Annotated in this window: 13 protein-coding genes; 4 read left to right on the top strand and 9 right to left on the bottom strand. The window is 68.1% G+C overall.

Annotated features, from left to right (window positions below):
- Positions 1-77: 77 nt before the first annotated feature.
- From BLS85_RS15040 to ispH, 5 genes are all read right to left on the bottom strand, one after another.
- Positions 78-371 (bottom strand): hypothetical protein, encoded by a 294-nt coding sequence (locus tag BLS85_RS15040; RefSeq protein WP_218128449.1) that lies wholly within the window; start codon positions 369-371, stop codon positions 78-80.
- Positions 372-383: 12 nt separating this feature from the next.
- Entirely contained in the window at positions 384-884 is a 501-nt protein-coding gene (locus tag BLS85_RS15035; protein WP_176793781.1) for a helix-turn-helix domain-containing protein, read from the bottom strand.
- Between the two features lie 73 nt (positions 885-957).
- Positions 958-1,398 (bottom strand): hypothetical protein, encoded by a 441-nt coding sequence (locus BLS85_RS15030; RefSeq protein WP_092787552.1) that lies wholly within the window; start codon positions 1,396-1,398, stop codon positions 958-960.
- A 203-nt stretch (positions 1,399-1,601) separates the two neighbouring features.
- Positions 1,602-2,783 (bottom strand): adenosyl-hopene transferase HpnH, encoded by a 1,182-nt coding sequence (hpnH, locus tag BLS85_RS15025; protein WP_092787551.1) that lies wholly within the window; start codon positions 2,781-2,783, stop codon positions 1,602-1,604.
- A 46-nt stretch (positions 2,784-2,829) separates the two neighbouring features.
- Positions 2,830-3,828, bottom strand: a complete 999-nt coding sequence (gene ispH / locus BLS85_RS15020; protein ID WP_092787605.1) for a 4-hydroxy-3-methylbut-2-enyl diphosphate reductase — start codon at positions 3,826-3,828, stop codon at positions 2,830-2,832.
- Between the two features lie 266 nt (positions 3,829-4,094).
- On the opposite strand from ispH, the gene hpnA reads away from it, so the two are divergent.
- From hpnA to BLS85_RS15005, 3 genes are read left to right on the top strand one after another with little or no spacing between them, the layout of a single operon-like run.
- On the top strand, positions 4,095-5,084 hold the full coding sequence (gene hpnA, locus BLS85_RS15015) for a hopanoid-associated sugar epimerase (RefSeq protein ID WP_092787604.1): 990 nt from the start codon (positions 4,095-4,097) through the stop codon (positions 5,082-5,084).
- Positions 5,081-7,696, top strand: coding sequence for an MMPL family transporter (locus tag BLS85_RS15010; RefSeq protein ID WP_092787550.1), 2,616 nt, complete (start codon positions 5,081-5,083; stop codon positions 7,694-7,696). The genes hpnA and BLS85_RS15010 overlap by 4 nt, the downstream gene beginning before the upstream one ends.
- Positions 7,697-7,708: 12 nt before the next feature.
- Positions 7,709-8,161: a flagellar export protein FliJ gene (locus BLS85_RS15005; RefSeq protein WP_092787549.1), complete on the top strand. Its 453-nt coding sequence runs from the start codon at positions 7,709-7,711 to the stop codon at positions 8,159-8,161.
- A gap of 9 nt (positions 8,162-8,170) precedes the next feature.
- Here BLS85_RS15005 and truA read toward each other — a convergent pair whose 3' ends face one another.
- The 4 genes from truA to BLS85_RS14985 form a co-directional block, all read right to left on the bottom strand.
- Positions 8,171-8,917: a tRNA pseudouridine(38-40) synthase TruA gene (gene truA / locus BLS85_RS15000; protein WP_092787548.1), complete on the bottom strand. Its 747-nt coding sequence runs from the start codon at positions 8,915-8,917 to the stop codon at positions 8,171-8,173.
- A gap of 13 nt (positions 8,918-8,930) precedes the next feature.
- Positions 8,931-9,851, bottom strand: coding sequence for a methionyl-tRNA formyltransferase (fmt, locus tag BLS85_RS14995; RefSeq protein WP_092787603.1), 921 nt, complete (start codon positions 9,849-9,851; stop codon positions 8,931-8,933).
- 2 nt (positions 9,852-9,853) lie between these two features.
- Entirely contained in the window at positions 9,854-10,375 is a 522-nt protein-coding gene (def, locus tag BLS85_RS14990) for a peptide deformylase (protein ID WP_092787547.1), read from the bottom strand.
- A gap of 137 nt (positions 10,376-10,512) precedes the next feature.
- On the bottom strand, positions 10,513-10,857 hold the full coding sequence (locus BLS85_RS14985; RefSeq protein WP_092787546.1) for a DUF1476 domain-containing protein: 345 nt from the start codon (positions 10,855-10,857) through the stop codon (positions 10,513-10,515).
- A gap of 185 nt (positions 10,858-11,042) precedes the next feature.
- Here BLS85_RS14985 and BLS85_RS14980 point away from each other — a divergent pair, with 185 nt between their 5' ends.
- A complete protein-coding gene (locus tag BLS85_RS14980; protein WP_092787545.1) occupies positions 11,043-11,810 on the top strand; it encodes an NRDE family protein in 768 nt (255 codons plus the stop codon).
- Positions 11,811-11,867 lie beyond the last annotated feature (57 nt).

Here is an 11,867-nt window from a genome sequence, read left to right as displayed (position 1 = left end):
GGGCCGCCCACTATGCCACCGATGACCGCGCGACGCACCCATTGTGGCGTCGGGACTCAGGCCGCGTGCCGCTTCCGCTATCCAGCGATCAACCGCGCCGTTCCGGCGGCGGCCAAGCACAGAAACGCCACCGCGAGCAAGGCCCCACCGCCCACTGTGCATCTTGCGTGCAGGCGATGCCCGCCCAGGAGATCGTCGAGGAGCAGACGACGCAGGGCCTCAACGTCGTCGTTCGAGGCGCCCTTAATAGCGTTCAGACGGTGAAGTTGGTCCCAGAATCGGCGGTTGTTCAGATCCATCAGGGCTGGGATGGCGAGGACGATCGACCCCAAGAGGCCCAACACCCCTCCGGCGACCTCTGTCGCGGCCATGCCGTCGATCAATCAACGACCTCCCGTCTTCATTATCGGCAAGTTTTCCTCGTCCATTGCGGCAAGCACATCATCCGTCTTTTTTGACAGTATATTTACCTGTTCCGCGATGCTTTTAAGTTCTTGCCGATAGCGGAAAGGTAGCTCCAGCATCTCAGATATTCGTTCCATTTCCTTGTTAATGTCAGGTCGAAATGCCCGCGAATGCATGAGCCCACAGAAATATGAAGAAAAGGGCCATTGGTCACGCGGAACAAACTCCAACCGCATGCCAAGCGCCTCGGCAATTGCCCGCAACTTGCGATATGTCGGTCCGTCCTTGCCGTCGCCGCGTTCCATGGCGCTGATGGCCGACTGGTGCAAGCCGGCGGCCTCAGCGAGCTCGCGTTGCGACATCCCCGCCACCAGACGCTTCTCCCGAACCATCTCACCGATTTCCAGGGCGACGCTGGAGATGGGGGCTTCAGCCGCCAGATCGGGATGGTCCCGTTCGAGTTCGACGATCAAGTCCATAGCCGACGCCCCACGGGCCTCCCGACGCTTCCGTCGGGGAAGGGCGGTCAACCGCTCAGACTTTGTTCGAACACTAGAGTCCGCCATGTGTATCACCTTCGCAAAGACCGAGTGATAGGCACCGCCGATGGATCAGGTGCTTCAACTGATCTTCAATTTCCTCATCGGCCCTCGATAACCGACGAAACCAGCCGAGCGCATGGATCACAACCCGCACCGTTCCATCTTCGTCTTGCTCTTCCACCGGCGCGAAAAGCGCACCAGGCTCTCCTGGTGTCTGGTATACGGGCACGTCATCGAACCATCGCCAGACGGTGTATCCGACGAGATGGTCAAGAAACGCGTCGTACGTCTTCCCTTCCAGCCCAAGCAGATCATCAAAAACCAATTCGTAGGCCCGGTTTCTTTCGTGACGATCGCCTGTCTCGATGATCCGGATCATGTCGTCCATGAAGCGGCCCTCATCGCGCGGCCAGTCCATTGGCGTTTCGTAGAACTCGACCGTGATCCGCATCCAGACTCACCAAATATAATGAATTCTGTATCACCCTGCAATGTGCCGTTCGCTGTATCTAGCAATACATGCGAACGCCAGCCATCAATGCCAGAACGAGCACCAGCGGGCAAGCCAACCCCGACCGTCTGATGGCGGGGTTGGATAATTGATGCAACAATGATGGGGAAGCAATTGAACGCTCGGCCAAGCGCCTTCCCGGCTCAGGCCGCGTCCTGATCCGCCTTACGCCGAACGTGACTGGCCGCTCGCGCCGCCTCGCGCTCGGCCATGGCGGCGTCGGTCCGGCTCATCTGCTGGCGCACCAGATCGTCGAACACCCATTGCGCCGGGCGCTGCCCCTCGAACGAGACCTCGGGCGCCATCGGCCCGTCGGTTCGAATGCCCTGCAACGCCACCTTGAGCGCCTTCCACGGCCGGCGCACCGTATCCTCGACCGCCGTCGCCTCGTAGCCGCAGTGCATCATGCAGTTGGCGCACTTCTCGTAGCGACCGGTGCCGTAGCTGTCCCAGTCGGTCGTTTCCATCAATTCCCGGAAGGTACCGACCGAACCCTCGTTCAACAGATAGCAGGGGCGCTGCCAACCGAACACATTGCGCGTCGGGTTGCCCCACGGCGTGCACTGATAGGTCTGGTTGCCGGCCAGGAAGTCCAGGTACAGGCTGGACTGGTTCCAACGCCAGCCCTTGCCCTTGCCCCGCGCAAACAGATCGCGGAAGAGCTGCTTGGTGCGCTGACGGTTCAGGAACACCTGTTTCATCGGCGCCCGCTCATAGGCGAACCCGGGCGCGATGGTCACACCCTCCACACCCAGCTCATCGGTGGCGAACGACACGAAGCCCGCCACCCGCTCGACATCCACGCCCTCGAACAGCGTGGTGTTGCAGGTCACCCGGAAGCCGCGCCGCCGCGCCTCGCGGATGGCCGCCGTCGCCTTGTCGAACACGCCCGTCTGGTCCACCGCCTTGTCGTGATGCTCGCGGTCGCCGTCGAGGTGGATCGAGAAGCTCAGGTACGGGCTGGGCGTGAAGTCGTCCATCCGCTTCATCAGCAGCATGGCATTGGTGCACAGGTAGACGAACTTCTTGCGTTTCGTCAGTTCGTCGACGATCTGCTTGATCTCCCGGTGCAGCAACGGCTCACCGCCGGCGATGGAGACGACGGGCGCGCCGCATTCCTCGGCGGCCTCGACACACTCGGCGACCGACAGGCGCTTGTTCAGAATGCTGTCCGGATAGTCGATCTTGCCGCACCCCGGGCACGCCAGATTGCAGCGGAACAGCGGTTCCAGCATCAGCACCAGCGGATAGCGCCGATTGCCGCGCAGACGCTGTTTCATCAAATACGTGCCGACGCGGACTTGCTGGATCAGGGGAACGCCCACGACCTTACCTCACTGAAATGATTTGACCGGACCTGCCGTCACACCGTCACGCTACATGCAGATCGTGACGGTCCCGATCCGAGTCCGGCTGAATGCCGCGCTCCGCCATGGCATCGGCCAGCACGCGCGGCAGCTTGAACTGCATGTTTTCCTTGATACCCTGAAGGTGTTCCACGCTCGACGGCGCCACCTGGTCGATGCGCGCGATGAGATCGCGGACCAGACGTTCCGGTGCCGAAGCCCCGGCGGTCACACCGACCACGGACACCCCTCTGAACCATTCGTCCTGAACCATTGTGGCATCGTCGATCAGATGGCTCGGCACACCCATGGTGATGCCGATCTCCGCCAGACGGTTGGAGTTCGAGGAGTTGCGCGCCCCCACCACCAGCAGCAGGTCCACTTGCCGGGCCAGCTCGCGCACCGCCGTCTGACGGTTCTGTGTGGCGTAACAGATGTCCTTGACGTCCGGCCCCTGGATGTTGGGAAACCGCGTCTTGAGCGCGTCGATGACGTCCTTGGTGTCGTCCACAGACAGCGTGGTTTGGGTCACATAGCCGACCATGTCGGGATCGCGCACCTGAAGGCTCTCCACGTCCTCGACCTTGCTGACGAGGTGGACACCGCCGGGCACCTGCCCGCGCGTACCCTCGACCTCCGGATGGCCGGCATGGCCGATCATGATGACCTCGCGGCCCTTGCGGGCAAGATTCTGGCCCTCCCGATGCACCTTGGAGACCAGGGGGCACGTGGCGTCGATCACCGGCAGGGCGCGCCGACCGGCTTCCTTGACCACCGCCTGCGGCACCCCATGCGCGCTGAAGACGGTCATGGCGCCGTCGGGAATTTCGTCCAGTTCCTCGACGAAGACGGCACCCTGGGCGCGCAAGGTCTCGACCACATGCTTGTTGTGCACGATCTCGTGCCGCACGTAGACCGGCGGGCCATAGATCTCCAGCGCGCGCTCGACGATCTCGATGGCCCGCTCGACACCAGCACAGAAGCCGCGCGGACTGGCCAGAATGACCCGCAGTCGGGTCGGCATTTCGTGCGCCGAGGTATGGATGCCATCCGACGGCGCGGTCGAAGCGGAAGGGGCGTGGGTCTCATCCACGAGCTGGATCCTTGATCAAGAGCTTGATTTGTCCCCTATCTAGCGATCCGCGCGGGGGCGATGCAAGGATGCGGTCACCCCAATCGGTCGAGGGATTATCGCCTGAGACGGATTCGCAACACTGGCCCACCCCTTGTCCGAACGCGGCCGGAGCGGTACGCATGGCCGCAATGATTTCTGTTGAGGATCAAACCGCCATGCCAACGCTGGTCACCGGAGGCACCGGTTTCGTCGGAACCGCCGTCGCGCGCGCCCTGCTCGCACGCGGCGAGGCGGTGCGCTGTCTGGCGCGGCCCGGCAGTGACCGGCGCAATCTGGCCGGCCTCGACGTCGAGATCGCCGAGGGCGACCTGACCGATCCCGCGTCTCTGAAGGCCGCCACGCGGGGTGTGGACGCGCTGTACCACGTGGCCGCCGACTACCGCCTGTGGATTCCCGATCCGGAGGCCATGGAGACGGCCAACGTTCAGGGCTCGCTGAACGTCATCCGGGCGGCTCTGGAGGCGGGTGCGCGGCGCGCCGTCTACACCAGCTCCGTCGCCGTGCTGAAGCCCCACGCCGACGGCGCTCCGGCCGACGAGGACACGCCCACGACCGAGGCCGACATGATCGGGGCCTACAAGGGCTCCAAGTTCCGGGCCGAGCAGGCCGTGCGCCGGCTGATCGAGACCGAGGGCGCGCCGGTGGTGATCGTCAACCCCTCCACCCCCATCGGGCCGCGCGATATCAAGCCGACCCCGACGGGCCGCGTGATCGTCGAGGCCGCCTGCGGCCGCATGCCGGCGTTCGTCGATACCGGGCTGAACATCGCCCATGTGGACGACGTCGCCGCCGGGCACCTGCTCGCCTTCGACCGGGGCGCCGTGGGTGAACGCTATATTCTGGGCGGCGAGGACATGACCCTGGCCGAGATCCTGGCCGTGGTGGCCCGCCTGATGGGCCGCAAACCGCCCCGGGTGAGCCTGCCGCACGGACTGATCCTGCCCTTTGCCCATATCGCGGAGGGCATCGCCCGGGTGACCGGCAAGGAGCCGTTCGCCACCGTCGATGGCCTGCGCATGGCGCGCAAGCGCATGTTCTTTTCCAGCGCCAAGGCCCGGCGCGATCTGGGATACGACGCCCGGCCCGCCGATCAGGCCATCGCCGACGCGGTAACCTGGTTCCGCGACAACGGGTTCGTGACATGACGGCGCGCCTGCTCGCCGGCTGGGTGGAGACCGCGCGCCGCCACCCCTGGGCGGTGCTGACGGTGGCCCTGCTGCTGACCGTGTTGTCCCTTTGGCTGGCGGCGACGCGCATCGGTGTCTCGACCGACACCTCGACCATGCTGGACCCCGCGTTGCCGTTCCAGCAGCAAGACCGCGCGCTGAAGGAGGCGTTCCCCCGCTTCGGCGGCGAACTGGTCATCGTGGTGGAGGGCCGGACGGCGGCCATGACCGACGAGGCCGCCGCGCGGCTGGGCGACGCGCTGAGCCAACGCATGGATCTGCTGGCGTTCGTCTCCGATGTGGCGGGCGATCCATTCTTCCGCCGCAACGGCCTGCTGTTCCTGCCACTGGACGATCTTTACGGCGTCTCCGATACCCTGGCCGAGGCCCAACCCCTGCTGGGACCGCTCGCGGCCGACCCTTCCTTGCGCGGACTCGCGCACCTGATGGGCACCGTCGCCGACGGGCTGGCCGAGGCGGGCGGCGGATCCGGTCAGGCCCTGCCGCTGGCGGCAGTGCTGGACCGGATGGCCGACACCGCCGAGGCCCGGCTGTCAGACGTCCCCGCCCGGCTGGACTGGCGGGATCTGATCGAGCCCGCCGCCGACCTGCCCACGAACACCGACCGTCGCATCATCCTGGCCAAGCCCAAGCGGGACCTGACCGGGCTCTCTCCCGCCGGCGAGGCCATGAAGGCCGTGCGCGCCACCGCCCGGGATCTGGGACTGACCCCAGAGGCCGGCGTGACCGTGCGCCTGACCGGCGCCGCCGCCATGGAAACCGAGGAACTCAAGAGCGTTCAGACCGGCATGGACATCGCCGGCGCCATCACCCTGACCGCCGTGGTCACGTTGCTCATCCTGGGCCTGCGCTCGCCGCGCCTGATCCTGGCCACGGTGATCACCTTGCTCGCGGGACTATGCTGGACGGCCGGTCTGGCGGCGGCGGTCGTGGGCACCCTGAACCTGATCTCGGTGGCGTTCGCGGTGCTGTTCATCGGCCTGTCGGTGGATTTCGGCATCCACTTCGCCCTGCGCTACAAGGAAGGACGCGACCGGGGCGCCGACAACACCGCCGCCCTAGCCGAGGCGGCGCGCGGCGTCGGCCCGGCCCTGGCCCTGTGCGCGGTGACCGCCGCCATCGCCTTCCTGTCCTTCTTGCCCACGGATTACCGGGGGCTGGCGCAGCTTGGCCTGATCTCCGGAATGGGCATGGCGGTGGCCTTCATCGCCAACCTGACGCTGCCGCCCGCCATCCTGGCCCTGCTGCCGGCTCGACCGGGGCGCGGCACAAGCTCCGACGGCACGCTCGGCCGGTTGGCCGGCCACCTGGAGTCCGGGTTGCGCCAGCGCGCACGGACGGTGGCCCTGGCGGCGCTGGCCCTGGGCATTGGCGCGGCGGCGCTGGTGCCGGGCGCGCGCTTCGACTTCGATCCGTTGAACCTGCGCGATCCCGACACCGAGTCCGTTGCCACGTTGTTTGACCTGCTGGAGGACTCCCGGGTTACGCCCTACACCATGGACATTCTGGCCGCCGACCTGGACGCCGCCGAGGCCGTCGCCGAACGGGTCGGAGCCCTGCCGGAGGTCGACAGCGCGATCACCGCCCGCGATCTGGTGCCCCGGGACCAAGCCGAAAAGTTGATGGCGATCCAGGATCTGGCGCTGTTCCTGGGGCCGGCGCTGGCGGTCGATCCCATGCCCGCGCCGGACGCGGCGGAGCGTCGGGCCGCGCGCGATGACTTGGTGAGCGCGCTGGGGCGGCTGGCGAACAGCGCTGGAGGCGAGACGGCCGCCGCCGCCACCCGCCTCGCCGAGACCCTGGCGCGCACCGAAACCGACACCGCGCTGGCCACCGTGGCGGAGGGTCTGACCGCCGACCTGCCGCCGATGCTCGACCGGCTGCGGGACTCGCTGATGGCCGGGCCGGTCGCATTGGAGGACCTGCCCGACGCCCTGCTCGGCCGCTATCTCGCGCCGGACGGCCAAGCCCGGGTCGAGGTCCGTCCCGCCCTGGACCCGCGCGATCCGGACCAGTTGGCGCGTTTCGTCGATGCCGTGCGCACCGAGGTCCCACAGGCCACCGGCTCCCCCGTCCTGATCCGGGAGTCCGGACGTACGGTGCTGCGGGCCTTCGCCGAGGCGGCCGGGCTGGCGCTGGTGGGCATCACCCTCCTGCTGGCCGTGACGCTGCGCCGCGTCCGCGATATCCTGCTGGTGTTCGCGCCCCTGGCACTGGCGGCGCTGCTGACGGTGGCCTCGGCGGCGGTCTTTGGCCTGCCGTTCAACTTCGCCAATGTGATCGTTCTGCCACTGCTGTTCGGGCTGGGGGTGGCGAGCGCCATCCACCTGGTTCAGCGCGAGCGCGACGAAACCGACGTCGGCCGCGCCATGACGAGCAGCACCCCGCGCGCCGTCGTCTTCAGCGCGCTGACGACCATCGGCTCGTTCGGGTCCATCGCCGCGTCGAGCCACCCCGGCACGGCCAGCATGGGCGTGTTGCTGACCATCGCCATCGGCCTGACCCTGGTGTGTACGCTGGGAGTGCTGCCGGCCCTGCTGGCGCTGTGGCCGAGCCGGCGCGGCCTGTGAGGTCCATCCGCCATGGCCAAGGGCGACCTTCACGCGGTCATCCGCCTGAACAAGCTGGAGATCGACGAGTTGCGCCGTCAGATCGGCGTGCTGTTGCGCGAGGAGTCGGATCTGGTCGCCCGCGACCGCGCGCTGGACGAGGCCCTGGCGCGGGAATCGCGGCTGGCCGACAAGCACCCGGAGGCGGCCTATACCTTCCCCGCGTTCCTGACCGCGCACCGCCAGCGCAAGGCCGACCTCGCCGAGGCCCTGGCGGATGTCCGCGCGCGGATCGAAACGACGCGCGAGTCCCTGGCCGAACTGTACCGGCGCCGCAAGACCTATGAACTGGCGCAGGACGCCCGCGACAAACGGGCCGAGCAGGAGCGCGCCCGCAAGGATCAGGCGGTGCTGGACGAGGTCGGCCTGACCATGCACCGGCGCCGCCGCGCCGAGGACGGCGAGGACGGCATCGGGGACGAGTAGGTCGCCCCCTCACTCCTCGCCGTACCGTGCCGAGACGAAGTACAGCCCGCACGCGGGCGCCGTGGGCCCGGCGGCGGCTCTATCGCGGGCCTCCAGCGCCGCCCGCAGGTCGGCCGCCGACCACTTGCCGGTCCCGACCAGCGCCAGCGAGCCCACCATGTTGCGCACCTGATGATGCAGGAAGGAGCGCGCGCGGGCCGTGACATGCACCTCTTCGGCGCACCGGGCGACGGACAGGTCGTCCAGCGTCTTGACCGGACTGTCGGCCTGGCACTCGGCGGCGCGGAAGCTGCTGAAGTCGTGATGGCCGACCAGCACTTGGGCGGCGGCATGCATGGCGTCGGCGTCGAGCGAGCGCGCATGCCACCACACCCGACCCCGGTCCAGCGCCGGATCGGCACGGCGGGTCAGGATGCGGTAGAGATAGCGGCGCTCGATGCAGGAAAAGCGGGCGTGGAAGTCTTCGCCTGTGTCCTCCGCCATCAGCACCGCGACAGGCGCCGGCCGCAGGTGGGCGTTGAGCGCGTCGGCCAGCTTGCCGTCCGGCAGGGTCTTGGGCAGGTCCACATGCGCCACCATGCCCAGCGCATGCACGCCCGAATCGGTGCGCCCGGCGGCGTGGAAGCGCACCGGCTCGCCGCAGATGCGCTCGGCCGCCTCCTCCAGCGCCTGCTGGACCGACGGGCCGTTGTCCTGACGCTGCCAACCGACGAAGGGCGCACCGTCGTATTCGATGACAAGCTTGTAGCGGGGCATGGCGCCGCCGTCCCTACCCCAGAACCGTGCCCGGTGGCAACGGCCGGCCGCGCAGGAAGGCGGCGCCATCCACCGGCCCCTTGCCGGCGCGTTGCAGGCGGTCGAGACGCAACGCCGTGCCGTCCGCACAGGCCACACGGGGCGCATCGTCCAGCACCGTGCCGGGCGCTGTTTCGGCCCGCCCATCCTCTGGTGTCGCGGCCAGCACCCGCACGCGCTCGCCGTCGTGCTCGAAAAACGCGCCCGGCACCGGCGACAGACCGCGCACATGGCGGTCCAGATCGGGTGCCGGCCGGGTCCAGTCGATCCGGCTTTCCCCCTTATCGATCTTGGCGGCGTAGGTCACCCCGTCCACAGGCTGAGGCACCGCCGTCAATACCCCGGCCGCCAGCCCGTCCAGCGCCTCCAGGATCAAGGGCGCGCCCATCGCGGCCAGCGTGTCGTGCAGGGTGCCCGCCGTGGTGTCCGGGCCGATGGGGGTCTTCACCGACAGCAGCATGGGACCGGTGTCGAGGCCGGCCTCCATCCGCATGATGGTCAGTCCGGTTTCGGCGTCGCCGGCCATGATGGCCCGCTGGATCGGCGCGGCACCCCGCCAACGCGGCAACAGAGAGGCATGGATGTTGACGCAGCCCAGGCGGGGCGCGTCCAGCACCGGACGCGGCAGGATCAGCCCGTAGGCCGCCACCACGGCCACGTCGGCTCCCAGCGCGGCGAAGGCCTCACGGTCGGCCGGGTCCTTGAGGGTGGCGGGATGACGCACCGGCACACCCAGCGCCTCGGCGGCCTGATGCACGGGCGAGGGCCGCTCCTTCTTGCCACGACCGGCGGGGCGCGGCGGCTGGGTGTAGACACAGACGACCTCGTGCGCGTCGGCCACAGCCCGCAACGCCGGCACCGCAAAGTCCGGCGTGCCCATGAAGACGACGCGCAGGGTCACGCGGCGAGGTCTCCGTTCTTCTTGCGCTTCTGCAACTTGCGCAGAATCATGCCGCGCTTGATGGTGCTGAGGTAATCGACGAACAGCTTGCCGTTCAGGTGGTCGATTTCGTGCTGCACACAGGTGGCCAGCAGGCCGTCGGCCTCGATCTCCTGTTCGCGATTGTCGCGATCCAGATAGCGCACCCGCACCCGGGCCGGCCGGGTGACATCCTCGTACATGTCGGGCAGGGACAGGCAGCCTTCCTCGTGGACATTGGACTCCTCAGAGGACCAGACCACCTCGGGGTTGGCCATGCGCAGCGGTTGCGGCGGCTCGCCCTCGCGCGCCACGTCCACCACGATGACCCGCTTAAGCACCCCCACCTGCGGGGCCGCGAGTCCGATGCCCGGCGCGGCGTACATCGTCTCCAGCATGTCGTCCATCAGGGCGGCGACCCCAGCGTCAACAGTGGCCACCGGCTCGGCGGTCCGTTTCAGGCGGGGATCGGGGGCGACGACGATGGGCAGAACGGCCATGGCGGTGTCCTCAGGGAGACGACGGAGCACGAATCGACGGCGGGACCGGACCCGGTCCCGCCCAGCATGGGCTCGACATAGGGCACGGTCCGGGGCCGGTCAAGAAAGCGCCGTCCCCGCCGACCGCAGCGACGCCGTCAGTGCGACGGCTTGCCCACCAGCTCGGCGTTGACCTGCGCCTCGGCCTCATGCAGCAGCTTGGCGATCCGCAGTTCCAGCCGGTGAGTCGACATCTCGATCCCGCGCGCCGCCAGATCGGCCCGCACCTTGTCCACGATGTCGGTCTTGCCGGCGTGGGTCAGGTCGTATTCGATCAGGTCTTGGGCATAGGCATCGGCGTCCGCGCCGGTGATGCCGACCTCGCCGGCGACCCACAGCCCCAGCAGCTTGTTACGACGGGTGATGATTCGGAACCGCAAGGCTTCGTCGTGTTCGTACTTCGCCTCGAACGCCTTTTCGCGCTCTTGGAACGGATCGCTCATGGTCCTCCCTCTCCCTGTTCCGGAGGTATCCTCCCGGAGCGCGGCCCTTATACCCTCACCACCGCGCGCGAGCCTACCCCCTTTTTCGCACCGGGATTTGAGGAACGGGCCGAACCTCCCCACGTTGGGAAGACGGAACCGGGGCCGTCCCCGACAGGATAGAGAAAGAACAAGGAACCTCCCTGATGTGTACCGTCATCGTGCTGCGCCGGCCGAACCACGCCTGGCCGCTGATCCTGGCCGGGAACCGCGACGAGATGCGGGATCGGCCATGGACGGCCCCCGGACGCCATTGGCCCGACCGCCCGGAGATCATCGCCGGGCGCGACGACCTTGCGGGCGGCTCCTGGCTGGGGCTGAACGACTCCGGCGTCGTCGCGGTGATGCTGAACCGCAAGGGCACGCTGGGGCCGCAAGCGGGCAAGCGCAGCCGGGGCGAACTGGTGTTGGAGGCGTTGGACCACGCCGACGCGGCGGATGCCGCGCGGGCGCTCGCCGACCTGAACCCGGACGCCTATCGGGCTTTCAACATGATCATCGCCGACAACCGGGACGCCTTCTGGCTGCGCCACGCCGGCACCGAGCCGATGAACGCGATTCCGCTGGACGAGGGCCTGTCGATGATCACCGCCTTCGACGCCAACGATACGGCCGACCCGCGCATCGCCGCCAACCTACAGCACTTCCGGGCCGCGCCGCCGCCCGATCCGACGGCCCCGGACGGGTGGGAGGCCTGGACGGCGCTTCAGGGCCGGGGCGCCGACACCAACGCACCGGCGGCGACCGCCGGCCTGTGCTTTGCCCTGGACAGCGGGTTCGCCACCGTCAACGCCACCCAGATCGCCCTGCCCGCCCCGGCCGTGGACGGCCCCGCGTCGGTGATGCGGTTCGCCGACGGCCCGCCCGACCGCACGCCGTTCCGGCCGGTGCCCCTGGGCGCCGAACAGCGCTGACACGGCGCACATCCCGGCTTTGCGTGTCCTGTCATATCATGATAACAGCAGAATGAA

Source organism: Rhodospira trueperi (genome assembly GCF_900101965.1).
GTDB lineage: Bacteria > Pseudomonadota > Alphaproteobacteria > Rhodospirillales > Rhodospirillaceae > Rhodospira > Rhodospira trueperi.
This window is presented reverse-complemented; position numbering and strand designations above follow the sequence as displayed.